This window comes from Nonomuraea antri (assembly GCF_013283785.1).
Classification (GTDB): domain Bacteria; phylum Actinomycetota; class Actinomycetes; order Streptosporangiales; family Streptosporangiaceae; genus Nonomuraea; species Nonomuraea antri.
Map to the genome: position 1 here is coordinate 39314 of NZ_JABCPZ010000046.1, position 16107 is coordinate 55420.

Sequence of the window (16107 nt, forward strand, 5' to 3'; positions counted from 1 at the left end):
GCAAGGTAAGGGGATCACCTCCCATGCGTTCCGTGTTGTTCACTCATATCCGTCCCCATGACCTGCTGGTCGTCGACGGCCGCTTCGCCGACCCGGCCGTCACCCCCGAGAACACCGTGATCGTCGACGGCCGGGGCGCGCTCGCGCTGCCCAGCCCCGTGGACGCGCACATCCATCCCGACAAGACGACGTGGGGCCAGCCGTGGCTGAGCCGGGCCCACGCCGAGACCCTGGTGGACCTGATCGAGGGCGACGTGCGCGCCCGCGCCGACATGACCGCCTCGGTGGCCGAACGGGCGGGGGCGCTGATGGACGCCGCCATCGCCCGCGGCACCCGCGCCTGGCGCGCCCACGTCGACGTCGCCCCGGTCTACGGCCTGGCCAACGTGCACGGCGTGCGCGAGGCGGCGGCCGCCAGGGCCGGTCTGATCGACGTGCAGATCGTCGCCTTCCCCCAGCTCGGCCTGCTCACCAGGCCGGGCACGGCCGAGCTGATGGAACGCGCGCTGGCCGAGGGTGCCGACGTGATCGGCGGCCTCGACCCGCTGGGCATCGACGGCGACCTGCACGGCCACCTCGACGTGCTGTTCGGCCTGGCCGAGCGCACCGGCGCGCCCGTCGACATCCACCTGCACGACCGCGGCGAGCCCGGCCTGACCCAGGTCAAGGAGATCGCCAGGCGCGCCGCCGGTCACGCCGTCACCATCAGCCACGCCTTCTGCCTGGGCGAGGACACCGCCGCCGCGCGCACGCTGGACGAGCTGATCGCGCGCTCCGGCATCGCCCTGACCACCTGCGCGCTCGGCGGCGACCCGGTCCTGCCGGTGGGCCCGCTCACCGGGGCGGGCGTGCTGCTGGCCGCCGGGTCCGACGGCGTCCGCGACCCGTGGACGCCCTTCGGCGACGGCGACATGATCGCCCGCGCGCACCTGCTCGCCTACCGCACCGACGCGCGCACCGACGAGGAACTGGCCGCCTGCTACGCGGTCGTGGCGCACGGGGGCGCCGCGCTGCTCGGTCTCGAGCGGGTCGAGTTCCAGGCCGGCGACCCCGCCGACTTCGTGCTGGTCGACGCGGGATCGCTCGCCGAGGCCGTGGTCGACCGGCCCATCCCCCAGTTCGTCGTCCGCGGCGGTGTCGTCATCGCCCAGGACGGACAACTCCTCGAAAGGTCCCCCCGATGATCCGTCGTGCACTCCCCGCGGCCGGGCTCGCCCTGGCGCTCACCGCCTGCGGCGGCGCCCAGCAGCAGCAACAGCAGCAGCCGGCGCAGAGCGCGCCCGTGGCGCTCGACCTGAAGACCTCGACCGCCGCGGCCGCCACGGGCCTGGACAAGGTGACCTGGAACCTGCCCTACGAGCCGCAGACGATCGACCCGATCAGGTCGTTCAACTACGCGGAGAACACCGCGCTGGCCAACATGTGCGAGAGCCTGCTGCGGCTCACGCCCGACTTCAAGATCGAGCCGGGCCTGGCCGAGAAGGCCGAGAACCCCACGCCGACGACCTGGGTCTACACGATCAGGAAGGGCGTGAAGTTCTGGGACGGCAAGGAGCTGACCGCCGCGGACGTGGCCGCCAGCCTCGAGCGGCACCTCGACCCGGCGCTCGGCACCTGGTGGGGCGACTACTTCCACACCGTGGAGAAGGTCGAGGCCACCGGGCCGATGCAGGTCACGGTGACGCTCAAGCAGCCCGACGTGCTGTTCAACCAGGCCATGGCGACGGCCGCGGGCGCGGTCGTGTCCGCCGAGTACGCCGCCAAGAAGGACCTGGGCTCGCCGACCACCGGCGTCATGTGCACCGGGCCGTTCACGTTCAAGGGCTGGAAGCCCGGCGACTCGCTCACCCTGGCACGCAACGACGCCTACTGGGACACCACACTGGCCGCCAAGTCGAAGGAACTGGTCTTCCGCTTCATCGCCGACGAGACCACCGCGGTCAACGCGCTGCGCTCGGGCGAGGTGGACGGCCAGTACTTCTACCTGCCGCCGGCCGGCCTGGGCCAGCTGAAGGAGTCCACCACCGGCTCGGTCACGCTGGGCAAGTCGCTGACGTTCTGGACGCTGCTCGGCGCCGCCAAGTCCGGCCCGTACGCCGACCCGAAGGTGCGCCAGGCGCTCTCGCTCGCGCTGGACCGGGCGGCCATCTCCAAGGTCGTCTTCCAGGGCACGGCCGCCCCGCAACGCGCGCTGGCCGGCGCCGAGTACTGGGGCTACGAGCAGAACACCTTCAAGCAGGCCTACGACGCGCTGCCGCCGGAGACGCAGGACCTGGCCAAGGCCAAGCAGCTGCTCACCGAGGCCGGCTCGCCCACCCAGCCGATCACCATCGCGATCCAGGGCAGCGCCGCCACCCACGAGCAGACGGCCAACCTCATCAAGGCCACCGGCGAGGCGCTCGGCCTGAAGATCAATATCAAGGTCGTCCCGGTCGAGCAGTACGGCAACCTCTACAGCGACCCCAAGGCCCGCGAGGGCATCGACGCCTTCTTCTCCACCTGGTACGGCAACGTGCCCGACCCGCTCGACATCTACACCGTCTTCCTGGCCGGCGGCAGGACCAACTTCAACGACTACCCCGCGGTCGACGCCGACATCAAGAAGGCCAGGGCCGAGTACGACCCGGCCGCCCGCGCCGCGCTCGTCACCGGCATCCAGGACAAGGTCACCCGTGACGTGGCCTGGATGCCGCTGAACAACCTGCCGGTCATCCTCTACATGAACAAGCGGGTCACCGGCGCGGTCCCGTCCTTCCCCTACCTGTACTACCCATGGGCCGCCGGGCTGGGTGCGGCGTGAGGTTCACGCTCAAGCGGCTGGCAGGGCTCGGCGTGGTCCTGCTGGTCGCCTCCTTCCTCGTGTACGGCCTGCTCTACCTGGTGCCAGGCGGCCCGATGGCCTTCCTGCTCGGCAACAGGAGCGGAACCCCCGAGCAGATCGCCGCGATCAGGGCGCAGTACCACCTCGACGACCCGTTCCTGGTCCGCTACTTCGCCTGGCTGCGCGACGCGCTGACCGGCGACTTCGGCGACTCGCTGGTCTACCGGCAGCAGGTGTCGGCGCTGATCGGCTCGCGCGTGTCCACCACGATCCTGCTGGTGATCTACGCGACCGTGCTGATCTCGCTCGGCGGGATCGCGATGGGCCTGCTGGCCGGGCTGCGCGGCGGCCGGGTCGAGTCCGCCATCGGCGTGGTCTCGTCGGTGCTGCTGGCCACGCCGCCGTTCGTGGTCGGCGTGCTGCTGGTGATCGTCTTCGCGCTCGGGCTCGGCTGGTTCCCCGTCTTCGGCCCCGGCGACGGCCCGCTCGACCGGCTCTACCACCTGACCCTGCCCGCGATCACGCTGAGCCTGGCCTCGGCCGCCTTCCTGGCCCGCATCACCCGCGCCTCGGTGCAGGAGGAACTGGGCCGCGAGCACGTCGAGACCGCGCACGCCCGCGGCTTCGCCGCGCGCCACATCGTCCGGCGGCACGTGCTGCGCAACGCGGCGATCCCGGTGGTGACCGTGACCGGGCTCAACGTGGCCGGGCTCATCGCCGGGTCGGTCGTGGTGGAGAACATCTTCGCGCTCGACGGGCTCGGCTCGCTGTTCGTCCGGGCGATCCTGCAGCGCGACTTCGCCATCGTCCAGGCGGTGGTGCTCGTGCTGGTGACCGCCTTCGTCCTGATCAACCTCCTGGTGGACCTGTGCTACTCAGCTCTCGATCCGCGCCTGTCGCGGTGACCCGCCTGGGCGGCCTGGGCACGGCGGCCGCCGTCCTGCTGGCCGCGGTGGCGGCGGCGACCCTGCTGGCGCCGATCCTGGCGCCGTACGACCCCGACTTCCCCGACCTGATGAACGCGCTGAGCGGCAGCACCGCCGCGCACCCGCTGGGCGCCGACGCGCTCGGCCGCGACGTGCTGTCCAGGCTCATGTACGGCGCCCGCACCACGCTCATCGGCCCGCTGCTGATCATCTGCGTGTCCACGGTCGCCGGGACCACCCTGGCCATCGCCGCGGCCTGGGCCGGCGGCCGGGTCGACGCGGTGATCTCCCGGCTGCTCGACGTGCTCTTCGCGGTGCCCGGCATCGTGTTCGCGCTGGTCACGGTGGCCGTGCTGGGGCCTGGCATCCCGGGTGTGGTGACCGGGCTGGCGGTGGCGTACACGCCGTACGTGGCCAGGGTGGTGCGCTCGGCGGCGCTGCGCGAGCGGAGCCTGCCGTACGTGGCGGCGGCGTGGGTGCAGGGCCGCTCGGCCTTCGCGATCTGCGTCCGCCACCTGCTGCCGAACCTGCGGCCGATCATCGTCGCGCAGTCGGTGTCGGCGCTCGGCTTCGCGGTGATCGACGTGGCCGCGGTCTCCTTCCTCGGGCTCGGCGTGCAGCCGCCGACCGCCGACTGGGGGCTCATGGTCAAGAGCGGGCTCGACAGCGCGCAACGCGGCCAGCCGCTGGAGGCGATCGCGGCCGGCGTCATGATCGCGCTGGTCGTGGCCGCGGTGAACGTGCTGGGCGACCGGCTGGGGAGGCGGCGATGAGCCTGCTGACGATCGAGAAGCTGGCGCTGGCCGTCCCGTCGGGGCGGGAGTGGCGGACGCTGGTCGAGGAGGTCGATCTGGAGATCGGCCGGGGCGAGGCCGTCGGCCTGGTCGGCGAGTCCGGGTCGGGCAAGTCGATGACCGCGCGAGCCGTCATCGGGCTCACCCCGCCCGGCGCCAGGCTCAGCGGGCGGATCCGCTTCGACGGCGCCGACCTGCCGTCCGGGCGGGCGCTGCGCGAGCTGCGGGCCAGGCGGATCGCGATGATCTTCCAGGACCCGCGTGCGCACATCAACCCGGTGCGCAGCGTGGGCGACTTCCTGACCGAGGCCATGCTCACCCACCTGGGCGTGCCCGCCCGCGAGGCGTCCGCGCGGGCCGTGCGGCTGCTGGCCGAGGTGGGCATCGGCGACGGCGAGCGGCGGCTGCGGCAGTACCCGCACGAGCTGTCCGGCGGCCTGCTGCAACGCGTGATGATCGCCTCCGTGCTCGCCGTCGAGCCCGACCTGATCCTCGCCGACGAGCCGACCACGGCGCTCGACGTCACCACGCAGTCCGAGGTCATGGCCATCCTGGACGAGCTGCGCCGCGAACGCGGCATGGCGATGCTGCTGATCACCCACGACCTGGAACTGGCCGCGGCCACCTGCGACAGGCTCGCCGTCATGTACGCCGGCCGCATCGTCGAGTCCAGGACCGCGGACGACCTGACCGCCGCGCCCCTGCACCCCTACACCAGCGGCCTGCTGCTGTCCCGGCCCAGCCTGGAACAGGTCAGCCGGCGGCTGCCGGTCATCCAGGGACGGCCGGTGGCCGCGTTCGAGGCCGAGCCCGGCTGCGCGTTCGCGCCCCGCTGCGCGCACGCCCAGCCCGAGTGCGGCCGGGCCCGGCCGGTCTTCGACGGCACCGTGGCCTGCGTACGCGCGGCCGAACTGACCCTGCGGGGAGAGTCATGACCGTGATCCAGGCCGACGGCCTGCGCAAGGTGTACGGCGACGCGGTCGCGGTCGACGACGTGTCGTTCACCGTGGAGGAAGGCGAGTCGCTGGCCATCGTGGGCGAGTCGGGATCGGGCAAGACCACGGTCGCCAAAATGCTGCTCGGCCTGGAGACGCCGACCAGCGGCACGATCACCGTCTGCGGCCGGCCGCGACCGCCCGGCCGCGTCTCGTCCAAGGAGCGGCGCCGGCGGGCCAGGGAGATCCAGATCGTCTTCCAGGACCCCTACTCCTCGCTCGACAAGCTGCAGAAGGTCGGCGACGTCATCGCCACCAGCCTGTCGCTGCACTTCACGCTCACCCCGGCCGAGCTGCGCAGCCGCACCGCCGAGCTGCTGGAGTCCGTGGGCCTGGCCGAACGGCACGCCGCCATGCTGCCCAGGCAGCTGTCCGGCGGCCAGCGGCAGCGGGTGGCCATCGCCCGCGCGATCGCCGTCGAACCGCGGGTGCTGGTGCTGGACGAGGCCGTCGCCGCGCTCGACGTCTCCATCCAGGCGCAGATACTCAACCTGCTGGCCGACATCAGGGAGCGCGGCGCCATCAGCTACGTCTTCATCTCCCACGACCTGGCCGTGGTCAACCAGATCAGCGACACGGCCGTGGTGATGCACCGGGGCGTGATCGTGGAACGCGGCCGCACCGCCGACCTGCTGCGCGACCCGCAGGAGGACTACACCAAGGCGCTGCTGGCCGCGGTGCCCCGGCCAGGCTGGAAACCGACCAGGAGAAACCGCACCCCGTGAGCACCACACTCGTCAAGGCGTCGTACGTCATCGGCTTCGACGGCGGCGACCACGTCATACACCGCGACGGCTGCGTCGTCTACGCGGGCGACTCGATCGTGCACGCCGGCGGCCCCTACGCGGGCCCGGTGGACGAGGTGATCGACGCCGGCCGGGCCATCGTCGGCCCCGGCTTCATCGACCTCGACGCGCTGGCCGACATCGACCACGCGATACTCGACACCTGGCCCGCCGGCACCGACCTGAACTGGTCGCACGACTACGCCGTCAACCGCAGGGCGGCGGTCTTCCCGCCGGAAGAGACGCTGTTCATGCGCGAGTACGCGCTCACCCAGCTCATCCGCAACGGCATCACCACCGCGATGCCGATCGCCGCCGAGACGCACGGCGACTGGGCCGAGTCCTACGCGGAGTTCGCCGGCGTCGCCGAGATCGCCGGACGGCTCGGGCTGCGCATGTACCTCGGGCCCAGCTACCGCTCCGGCGTCCCGGTCGTGCGCGACGGCACGCGCGAGGTGCACTGGGAGCCCGAGCTGGGGGAGCGGGGGCTGGCCGACGCGATCAGGTTCGCCCGCGACTTCGACGGCGCCCACGACGGACGGCTGCGCGCCGCGCTGCTGCCGTGCCGGATCGAGACGCTCACCCTGGACCTGATGCGCGCCACCGCCAGGGCCGCCGAGGAGCTCGACTGCCTGGTGCGCCTGCACTGCATGCAGGGGCTGACCGAGCTGCGGCTGCTCTCGCAGTGGTACGGCAGGCACCCGCTGGACGTGCTCGACGACGCGGGACTCCTCGGCCCGCGCCTGCTCATCCCGCACGCGCTCTACCTGGGCCCGCCCGGCACGCCGTACGAGGGCTCGCCGGAGCGGCTGGCGGCGCTGGCCGGCATCGTGCACTGCCCGCTGACCATGGTCAGGTACGGCGACGCGCTCCGCGACTTCGACCGCTACCTGGCGGCCGGGGTGAACGTGGCGATGGGCACCGACTCGTACCCGCCGGACATGATCAGGAACCTGGACTACGGCAACAACCTGGCCAAACTCCTCACCGGCCGGCCGGAGGCCGGGTCGGCGGCCGACTACTACCGGGCCGCGACCCTGCACGGCGCCCGCGCGCTCGGCCGCGCCGACCTGGGCAGGCTCGCGCCCGGGGCGAAGGCGGACCTGATCGTGGTCGACCTGTCCGGCCCGCGCACCGGCCCGATCGACGACCCGATCAGGACCCTGCTGATGAACTGCTCGGGCGCGGACGTGTCCACCGTGGTCATCGACGGTCGGATCGTGATGCGCGACCGGGTGATCCCCGGCGTGGACGAGGCCGCGTTCACCGCCAGGGCGCAGGCGTACTTCGAGCGCATGAAGGACGCCTACTCCGTGCGTGACGAGCAGCGCAGGCCGGCGGACGAGCTGTTCCCGCCGTCGTTCCGCGTGGCGTAGCGGCCGGGTGCGGCCGGGTGCATGAAGTCTGCACCGGATCCGCACACACGCTGCGCGGCATTCGCATACCGGTTTGCTTTGATGGCGCCGTGACCGCGCGCGAGCAATGCCTGGATCGCGCCGGGACGGCCCTGCACAAGGAGTTGAACCGTCATGCGTCATCCGGATGAAGGCACGCTGCGCCGGCTGCTCGACGCGCCGGCCGGGGTGGCCGACGCCGATCGCCGGCACGTCGCCGACTGCTCGCAGTGCCTGGGCGGGCTGGCCGTCGCGATCGAGGACCCGCCGCCCGCCGGCCAGGTGCGGGAGCAGGCGCCCGCCGGACGCCGGGGCGGGCGGGTCCGCGCGATCGTCCGCCGGCCGGCCGTCGCGGCCCTGGCCGTCGCCGTCGTGCTGGCCGGCGCGGGCACCGCCGCCGCCAACGACTGGCTGCAGATCTTCCAGACCGAGCGGATCACCCCGGTCGGCGTCGGCGCCGGCGACCTCGTCGCCCTGCCCGACCTGAACGGCTACGGCACGGTCCAGGTGACCGGCGGCGGCGACGTGCGCCAGGTCCCCGACGCGGCCGCCGCCGCCACCGCGACCGGACTGGACGTGCCGCGCGTCGCCGAGCTGCCCAGGGGCGTCGGCGGCGAGCCGGCGTACCAGGTGGGCGGCGAGGTGAGCGCCACGTTCACCTTCTCCGCGGACCGGGCCGCCCGCACCGCCGCGCAGACCGGCGAGACCCTGCCCGCCGCCCCGCCCGGCCTGGACGGCGGCCAGGTCCGCCTGGTCGCGGGCCCGGGGCTGGCCGAGGTCTGGGAGCAGCCGGCCGGGGTGCCCGCGCTGGTCGTCGGCCGGGCGGTCGCGCCCAAGGCCTTCTCCACCGGCGTCCCGTTCGAGACGGTGCGCGACTACCTGCTTTCGCTGCCCGGCCTGCCCGCCGACGTCGCGGCGCGGCTGCGTACCTTCAGCGGCGACGGCTCCACGCTGCCGCTGCCCGTCCCCGCCGACGAGGTCGAGACGTCGTCGGCGGACGTCAACGGCGCCGACGCCACCGTGCTCGCCACCCGCGACAGGACGATGGCCGCCGTGGTGTGGGTGCGCGACGGCGTGGTGACCGCCGTGGCCGGCGCGCTGGACACCGGCGAGGTCCTGACGATCGCCAGGAACCTGAGGTGACCGTGGCCCCCGCGGGACCAGGAGCGGAAGCGGAAGCGGACCGCGATGCGGCGCGGCGCGCGGCGGACCTGGTCGCCGGGCTGCCACCGACGGTGGCGGTCTGGTGCGCGGGCCTGCGCAAGCGGTACGGCCGCCGCCCGGCCGTCCGGGACGTGTCGCTGGAGGTGGGCCGCGGCGAGGTGGTCGGCCTGCTCGGGCCGAACGGGGCGGGCAAGTCCACGGTGATCAAGATGCTGCTCGGCCTGGTGCGGCCGGACGCCGGAGAGGCGTTGCTGCTCGGCCGGCCCGCGTCCGAGCCCGCCGCCCGCGCCCGCGTCGGCTACCTGCCCGAGCTGTTCAGGTACCAGCCATGGCTGAGCGCGGCCGAGGTGCTGGCGCTGCACGTCCGGCTGTCGGGGGCGCGGGTGCCGGAGCGTGAGCGGCGCGACTGCCTGGCCCTGGTCGGCCTGGCCGACCGCGCCGGCGACCGCGTCGGCGGCTTCTCCAAGGGGATGCAGCAGCGGCTCGGGCTGGCGGTCGCCCTGGTGGCCGGGCCCGAGCTGGTGATCCTGGACGAGCCCACCAGCGCGCTCGACCCGCTGGGCCGCGCCGACGTCCGTGACATCGTGCTCGGCCTGCGGGAGCGGGGCGTCGCGGTGCTGCTCAACTCGCACCTGATCGGCGAGGTCGAGCGGGTCTGCGACCGGGTGGTGATCCTCGACGGCGGCCGGGTCGTCGCCTCGGGGACCCTCGCCGAGCTGCTCGGCCAGCGCGAGCTGCGGCTGCGGCTGACCGGGCTCTCCCCGGCGGCCGAGTCACGGCTGTCCGTCACCGGCGAGGTGGCGCGCGCGGGCGACTGGTTCACCCTCTCGCTGCCGTCCGGCGACGACGACGGCACGGCCGTCCCCGACCTGGTACGCGACCTGGTGGCCCTGGGCGCGCGGGTGCACGCGGTCGAGCCGGCCCGGATCAGCCTGGAGGAACGCCTGCTCGGCATCCTGCGCGCCGAGCACGACGCGCAGACCTCGGCCGGAACCGGCGGAGACGATGGGGCCGACGGAGACGACGGGGGCGAGCGATGACGACGGTTCGCACGGTCGCCACCATCGCCGCGCTCACCCTGCGCGAGGCTTCGCGCCGCCGCGCGCTGCTCGCCCTGGCCGTGCTCACCGCGGCGCTGCTCCTGCTGAGCGGCTGGGGGTTCTCGCGCCTGGCGGCCGAGTCCGAGTTCGCCACGCTGACCAGCGGCCAGGCCAGGCTGGTGGCCTCCCAGCTGCTGAACCTGGTGATGTTCGGCTTCAGCCTGATCGCCGCGCTGGGCACCGCCTTCCTGGCCGGGCCCACCCTGGCGGGCGAGACGGAGTCGGGCATCGCGCTGTCCGTGCTGGCCAGGCCGATCCGCCGATCGGCCGTGCTGCTGGGCAAGTGGCTCGGCCTGGTGGCGTTCGGCACCGGCTTCGTGCTGGTCGCCGGGCTGGCCCAGTGCCTGGTCGTGCTCTGGACGGTGGACTACTGGCCGCCGCAGCCGGTCGCCGCGCTCGCGCTGCTGGCCGCGCAGACGGTGGTGCTGCTGACGCTCGGCCTGCTGCTGTCCACGGTCGTCTCGCCGATGGCGTCGGGCGTGGTCGCGGTGGGCCTGTTCGGCGCCACCTGGGTGGCCGGCGTGGTGGGCGGCATCGGCGAGGCGCTGGGCAACGAGGGCGTCGCCGGCGTCGGCACGGTCTCGCGCATGCTCCTGCCCACCGACGGCCTGTGGCGCGGCGCCATGCACGCCTTCCAGGACCCGGTCGCGCTGGCGCGCTTCGGTCAGGAGATGAAGGGCTTCCCGTTCCTCAGCGAGGCGCCGCTGACGGCGGCCTACCTGGTCTGGGCCGCGGTGTGGGTGGCGCTGGTCTGGGGGCTGGCGGCGATGTCCTTCACCCGCAGGGACGTGTGACCGCCGCCCTGCGGCGTCCGTGGTCTCAGGAGGTGTCGTCCCGGGCGGAGGACTTCATGTCATGATTGCCCGGCTCCCTAGACGAGGCATGGTTCATGGACTACCTGTCCCAGGTCGCGACCATCCTGCCCGCGGTGGCCGGGATCTCCCTGCTCGCCTACGCGGTGATCTTCCTGTCGCGCGGCGGCGCCGGCGCGCCCGGCCGGGTCCGGCGCGGGTCGCGGCGGAGTTCCTGCTGACCGGCTCCGTGGTGGCGTTCGTGTACGTCACCCAGCTCATGGAGTTCGGCGACGGCCTGGGCGACCTGATCAACCTGCGGCCGCTGCGCGCCTTCCACGTCGCGGCCGTCTACGGGCTGGTCAACGCGCAGGGCCTGGCCCAGGTGGCGCTGAACGTGCTGATCACCGTACCGATCGGGATCCTGCTGCCGCTGGTGTTCCCCGGGGCGTTCGGCCGCGTCCACCGGGTGTTCCTGGCCGGATCGGCCCTGGTGCTGGTCACCGAGCTGGTGCAACTGGGGACGGGGCGGCACGCCGACGTGGACGACGTGATCGCCAACAGCGCGGGCGCGGCGTTCGGCGCCGCCCTGGTGACCGTGCTGCGCCCGCTCGCCGTCCGGCTCTCGCGCCGTCCCGGCGGCCCTCCCACCGGACGGTGGCGGGTGGTGGCGGCGGTCGCGGTGATCGCGGGGGTGCTCGCGCCGTTCGTGACCGTCGTCGCGATCGACGGCGGCAACCGGCAGGGCGTCGTCTACTACGGGCACCTGCGGCCGTCCGCCATGCGGTTCCCCGCCACGATCGCGGCGACCGGCGCCGGCGCGCGGCTCTACCGCGCCGCGCCGGCGGAGACGCCCGAGTCGGTCCTGGCGCGCCTGCGCGCCAGGCTGGCCGTCGGCGGCGAGTGCGTCAGGCGGGACGGGACGTGGATCTGCGCGGACGGCGGCCCGACCAAGCTGTTCGTCTACCCCCACGGCACCTGGTACGCCGACTTCGGGTACGACGCCGCACCCGGGGACGAACCGGCCACGCCCCCCGACGAGGTGGCCGGCGACCGGGCGGCCCGCCGCCACCTGGCCGCCTTCGGCATCGATCCGGCCGTCCTGGCCCGCCCGAGCGTCAACGACCACTGGCAGGACGCCTACCTGCATCTCGACTACGAGAACGCGGCCCAGGGCGGTGACGCGTTCCAGTGGGGGAAGATCTCGGTCACCCTGGACGGGCACGGGAAGCTGATCGGCATCGAGGACCGGCGCATCCGGGTGCGCTCGGTGCGGACGGCCGAGACCATCTCGCCCCGCGCGGCCATCGACATCGCCAAGGACGTGGGCGTGGACACCGTCGACGGGACGGTGCACGTCCGCTCGGCCACGGCCGGGCACCACTTCGACGAGGACTCCGGTTACCTCGTCCCGGTGTGGCGCCTCGAGGGCTCGCTCACCCGTGAGAGTGGCGAGGTCACCGACTGGAGCGCGCCCGTCGACGCGCGAACGGGCTGAACCCGCCGCCCCGGGTGCGGGGGGCGGCGGGCCACGGGCGCCGCGGCAGGACGGCGCCCGTCCCCGGCCTCAGCCGGGGGTCAGGAGCCGATCTTCTTGCCCTGGCCGTGCCAGACGACGCACACCGACGGGCGCGGCTGGTCGCCGTCGGGCCAGCGGCTGGCCGGACGGTCCGGGCTGGCGCCGTCCACCTCGCCCGGGTGCTGCACGGCGATGAACACCGAACGCTGGTCGTCGGTGATCAGCGGGCCGCAGCACTCAGCGCCGACCGGGACGGTGAGCAGCTGACGCAGGTAACCGCGCTCCGGGCCGTGCAGCGGCATCACGAACATGCCGTCGTTGCTGCCCAGCTTGTTGTCGTCGGTGGCCAGCCACATGTTGCCGTCGCGGTCGAAGGCCACGTTGTCCGGGCTGGAGATCGGCGAGACCTTCGACTTGTCGTAGCCGGCGAAGTAGGTGCTCGGGTCGTTCGGGTCACCGGCGACCAGCGGCAGCGACCAGGCGAACGTGGTGGCCGTGTGGTCGTTGCGGTGCTCGACGATCTCCACGATCTGGCCGTGCTTGTTCCCCGGGCGTGGGTTGGCCTCGTCCACCTGGGCGGCGGTACGCATGGTGTTGTTGGTCAGCGCCGCGTAGACGTGCCCGGTGTACGGGTGGACCTCGACGTCCTCGGGGCGGTCCATCTTGGTCGCACCCACCCGGTCGGCGGCGATGCGGGTGTAGACGTACACCTGCTCGGCCGTCATGCCGGGCACGTGCGAGACGTCGCCCGAGGCCAGCGGGATCCACTCGCCCGAACCGTCGAACAGGCCGTCGGAGGGCAGCTTGCCGGAGCCGTCGATCTCGGCGGCCGGGCTGTCGCCGGTGAACCTGCCGACGTAGAGCGTGCCCTCGTCGAGCAGGGTGCGGTTGTGGCGGTCGTTGCCCGGGATGTAGCGGTCCTTGGAGACGAACTTGTAGATGTACTCGAACCTGGCGTCGTCCCCCATGTAGGCGACCAGGCGGCCGTCACGGGCGATCGTGGTGTTGGCGCCCTCGTGCGCGAACCGGCCGAGCGCGGTGCGCTTGATCGGCGTGGACGTGGGGTCGAACGGGTCGATCTCCACGATCCAGCCGAACCGGTGGATCTCGTTCGGGTGCTTGGCCAGGTCGAAGCGCTCCTCCACCCGGAAGAAGCCGCGGTCGCCGGCCGGCACGCCGGTCGGGACCAGGTAGCGGGCGTTCTCGGGGGTCTTGGCGCCGTTGACGAAGTAGCGGTCGAAGTTCTCCTCGGCGGTCAGCACCGTGCCCCACGGCGTGCGCCCGCCGGCGCAGTTGTTCAGCATGCCGATCGGGTTGAGTCCGGCGGGGTCGGCCGCCGTCCTGAGCAGCGCGCCGCCGGCGGCCGGGCCGGAGAAGCGCATCGGCGTCTGCGCGGTGATGCGCCGGTTGTAGCGGCGGCGGCCCTTCGTGGTCAGGCGCCACTCGCCGGTGCCGCGCACGCGCTCGATCTCCACGATCGAGCCGCCGTGCGCGGCCATGGAGATCTTGATCTGCTCCAGGGTGGCGGCGGTTCCGCCGGTGTACCCGCGGAACATCAGGGCGTCGTTGGTGTACTCGTGGTTCACCCAGAGCAGGCCGCGGTTGTTGCCCATCTCGAAGAAGGTGACGTAGTCGCAGTTGTAGCCGAACTGCAGGTTCTGCGCGGCGGCGGTCTGGTTCTCGAAGTCGAACGCGGGCGCGCCGGGCAGGATCGGGTCGCCCCACTTGATGAGCACCGCGGACAGGTATCCGTTGGCGACGGTCACCTTGTCGTCGGTGTTCGGCGGGACGGGGGTGAACGTGATGCCCTTGCCGTGGAAGCCCCGGGCGTCCTGGCCGGGCGCGGCGGCCGCCCCCGGGTCGTCCGCGAGCGCGGGCATCGCGCCGGCCACGCCGACACCGGCGACCAGCGCGCCCAGCGCCCCGGCACGCAGGACGCCGCGCCGCGACAGCGCCTCCTTGACGACGTCGCCGAAGTAGGCGTTGGCCGAGGTGTTGGGCACCTCGTGCGCGCACGCGTTGCCACAGCGGTACAGACAGGTCATCGCGCTCCGGCCACCCTTGTGTGGGGTGAGCAGCGGCAGCAGCCGCCGGGCGCCAGGGGGGTTCGACACAGGTCCTCCAAGATCGAGGCGATCGTTCGCGCTGAACGCTACGGCCCGGCTCGCCGGCTTTGGTGAAGGTTTCTCTACGGTTTGATAAATATTAGTATTTTATTATTATTGGGGTGCAGGCTGCCTGAGCTATGAGTCGCGCCTGCTCAGCAGCTTGGGCAGGGTCGCCAGCGTGGCCCCGGCCGCGCCGCCGCCCCCGAGCAGGGCGGCCGGCCACTGCGCGCCGGTGCTCAGCACGAGCGCGCAGGTGATCGCGGCGATCATGATCGTCACGGTGAGCGTGAGCAGCTGACGCGTGGTGAACATCGGTCCTCTTCCTTCGGATGTGGTGGTCGGCGTTCTTCAGATGCGGTCGTCGGCCCAGAAGTCGATGAGCTCTTCCGGGGACAGCTCGTCGGGACGGGCCGCGGGTGGCATGCGTCCGGTCGCGAGCACCCAGGTCGTCACGAGCGTGATCAGCAACTGCTCGTCCGCGAGGCAGGGGGCGTCGGCGCAGTACACGATGCTTGGCGGACGAGCCGTGAGCAACGGCATGAGCGGATGGCCTCCCGGAGATCAGCGATGAATGCGGCCAACCATGCATCCGGGGGAGTGTCGCCTGCCACCGGTCCAAACGTGCTCGGACAGAGCCGTACAAGTCCGGAAAAGGGGACTCGATTTCGCAATCCTCCGGGGTCTTCCGCAATCATCCGGACTCATCCGGATTTATCCGGAGAAGGTGGTGTGAAGGCGGTAAGTCGCCACCCGGCGGGGCTTGTGGGAACGGTGGGGCTGCGGACGTCTGGGGTGGTCACAGCGTCCGGATGAGATGGAATCTGTGAAATGTCCGGGACTGCGAGACTCTTTCTGAAACCATGGGCGACACTGATCACCCTCCGAACTCCATCAAGGACGATGACTGACACCCTCAGGGCCGGATCCCATTCAGCCTTCATAGCCGCGCTCATCGAGCTGCGGGAATCGGCAGGCCAGCCGAGCTATTCGCAGATACAGCGGTTGTCGCGCGCCCCGGACATGCCCAAGGAACTACCGGGCAGCACGCTCAACGACATACTCAACGGCAAGCGCGAACGCCTGCCGGACTGGGAGCTCGTCGCCTCCTTCGTCCGGGTCTGCCACCGGCACGCCGAGCGGACCGGGCTGCCCACGGCCGCGCTCGGCAGCGTGGAGGAGTGGCAGACGCGCTGGCGCGCCGCCCGCGCCGAGCAGTCGCGCCCGCACGCCACCGGGTCCTACGACCTCTACGGCACGCCCGCAGACGAGGCCGAGCGGCGCACCACGAGAACCGTCGCGCGCCTGGTCCGCCTGGCCGGCGACGGCGACGCGGAATCCGCCTACCGCCTGGCGATCATCCACGTGCTCACCGGCCAGTCGGCTGAGGCCCGCTACTGGATGCACGCCGCGGTCCAGCAGCGCCACCCCGGCGCCGAGACCTTCGCGGTCAACCCGCGCCCCATCGAGTTCGCGGCGAACCTGTCCTTCGCCTACGGCCAGGCCTACGAGCAGGAGGGCCCGGCCAAGCGCGACATCGCCAGGTTCTACTACGGGCTCGCCGCCCGCCACGGCCACCCCTACGCCACCGAGCGCCTGCGTGCGCTGCGCGCCGTCCCGTTCGGCAAGCTGCTGCCCGCGCCCGTCGGCATCGAGTACGGACCCCGAAACCCCATGACCTGAACGCCGCCCCAACGCGCGAGCCCCCTCCTG

Annotated in this window: 16 protein-coding genes; 13 read left to right on the top strand and 3 right to left on the bottom strand. The window is 72.6% G+C overall.

All coding sequences use genetic code 11. The features are described 5' to 3' along the window. Positions 1 to 23 precede the first annotated feature (23 nt). From HII36_RS17660 to HII36_RS17715, 12 genes are all read left to right on the top strand, one after another. Positions 24 to 1184 carry an amidohydrolase gene (locus tag HII36_RS17660; protein WP_173524295.1) on the top strand — a complete coding sequence of 387 codons (1161 nt, stop codon included), beginning with the start codon at positions 24 to 26 and terminating at the stop codon, positions 1182 to 1184. Beyond that, complete coding sequence (locus tag HII36_RS17665; RefSeq protein ID WP_173524296.1) at positions 1181 to 2800, top strand: ABC transporter substrate-binding protein; 1620 nt, start codon at positions 1181 to 1183, stop codon at positions 2798 to 2800. The genes HII36_RS17660 and HII36_RS17665 overlap by 4 nt, the downstream gene beginning before the upstream one ends. After that, complete coding sequence (locus tag HII36_RS17670) at positions 2797 to 3726, top strand: ABC transporter permease (protein ID WP_328807758.1); 930 nt, start codon at positions 2797 to 2799, stop codon at positions 3724 to 3726. The genes HII36_RS17665 and HII36_RS17670 overlap by 4 nt, the downstream gene beginning before the upstream one ends. Then, the gene (locus HII36_RS17675; RefSeq protein WP_173524298.1) at positions 3723 to 4520 is read left to right on the top strand and encodes an ABC transporter permease; all 798 of its coding nucleotides are present in this window, start codon (positions 3723 to 3725) and stop codon (positions 4518 to 4520) included. Before HII36_RS17670 ends, HII36_RS17675 begins: the two co-directional genes overlap by 4 nt. Beyond that, positions 4517 to 5476 carry an ABC transporter ATP-binding protein gene (locus tag HII36_RS17680; RefSeq protein WP_173524299.1) on the top strand — a complete coding sequence of 320 codons (960 nt, stop codon included), beginning with the start codon at positions 4517 to 4519 and terminating at the stop codon, positions 5474 to 5476. Before HII36_RS17675 ends, HII36_RS17680 begins: the two co-directional genes overlap by 4 nt. Beyond that, a complete protein-coding gene (locus HII36_RS17685; RefSeq protein WP_173524300.1) occupies positions 5473 to 6261 on the top strand; it encodes an ABC transporter ATP-binding protein in 789 nt (262 codons plus the stop codon). The genes HII36_RS17680 and HII36_RS17685 overlap by 4 nt, the downstream gene beginning before the upstream one ends. Then, complete coding sequence (locus tag HII36_RS17690) at positions 6258 to 7697, top strand: amidohydrolase family protein (RefSeq protein WP_173524301.1); 1440 nt, start codon at positions 6258 to 6260, stop codon at positions 7695 to 7697. The genes HII36_RS17685 and HII36_RS17690 overlap by 4 nt, the downstream gene beginning before the upstream one ends. A 153-nt stretch (positions 7698 to 7850) precedes the next feature. Beyond that, the gene (locus HII36_RS17695) at positions 7851 to 8858 is read left to right on the top strand and encodes a hypothetical protein (protein WP_173524302.1); all 1008 of its coding nucleotides are present in this window, start codon (positions 7851 to 7853) and stop codon (positions 8856 to 8858) included. Further along, the gene (locus tag HII36_RS17700) at positions 8855 to 9919 is read left to right on the top strand and encodes an ABC transporter ATP-binding protein (RefSeq protein ID WP_217369639.1); all 1065 of its coding nucleotides are present in this window, start codon (positions 8855 to 8857) and stop codon (positions 9917 to 9919) included. Before HII36_RS17695 ends, HII36_RS17700 begins: the two co-directional genes overlap by 4 nt. Next, a complete protein-coding gene (locus HII36_RS17705) occupies positions 9916 to 10773 on the top strand; it encodes an ABC transporter permease subunit (RefSeq protein ID WP_173524303.1) in 858 nt (285 codons plus the stop codon). Before HII36_RS17700 ends, HII36_RS17705 begins: the two co-directional genes overlap by 4 nt. 95 nt (positions 10774 to 10868) lie before the next feature. Then, positions 10869 to 11012 (top strand): hypothetical protein, encoded by a 144-nt coding sequence (locus HII36_RS17710; RefSeq protein WP_173524304.1) that lies wholly within the window; start codon positions 10869 to 10871, stop codon positions 11010 to 11012. An 11-nt stretch (positions 11013 to 11023) separates the two neighbouring features. Further along, complete coding sequence (locus HII36_RS17715; protein WP_173524305.1) at positions 11024 to 12268, top strand: VanZ family protein; 1245 nt, start codon at positions 11024 to 11026, stop codon at positions 12266 to 12268. Positions 12269 to 12348: 80 nt separating this feature from the next. Here the strand turns inward: HII36_RS17715 and HII36_RS17720 are convergent, their stop codons facing one another. The 3 genes from HII36_RS17720 to HII36_RS17730 all read right to left on the bottom strand — a co-directional run bounded on the left by HII36_RS17720 (position 12349) and on the right by HII36_RS17730 (position 14937). Continuing rightward, positions 12349 to 14334 (bottom strand): PhoX family protein, encoded by a 1986-nt coding sequence (locus tag HII36_RS17720; RefSeq protein WP_173524312.1) that lies wholly within the window; start codon positions 14332 to 14334, stop codon positions 12349 to 12351. Positions 14335 to 14532: 198 nt separating this feature from the next. Beyond that, positions 14533 to 14709, bottom strand: coding sequence for a hypothetical protein (locus HII36_RS17725; RefSeq protein ID WP_173524306.1), 177 nt, complete (start codon positions 14707 to 14709; stop codon positions 14533 to 14535). A 36-nt stretch (positions 14710 to 14745) separates the two neighbouring features. Further along, positions 14746 to 14937, bottom strand: coding sequence for a hypothetical protein (locus HII36_RS17730; protein ID WP_173524307.1), 192 nt, complete (start codon positions 14935 to 14937; stop codon positions 14746 to 14748). 360 nt (positions 14938 to 15297) lie between these two features. Between HII36_RS17730 and HII36_RS17735 the strand changes: the two genes are divergently transcribed. After that, on the top strand, positions 15298 to 16077 hold the full coding sequence (locus tag HII36_RS17735; protein WP_173524308.1) for an SEL1-like repeat protein: 780 nt from the start codon (positions 15298 to 15300) through the stop codon (positions 16075 to 16077). Positions 16078 to 16107: the final 30 nt, after the last annotated feature.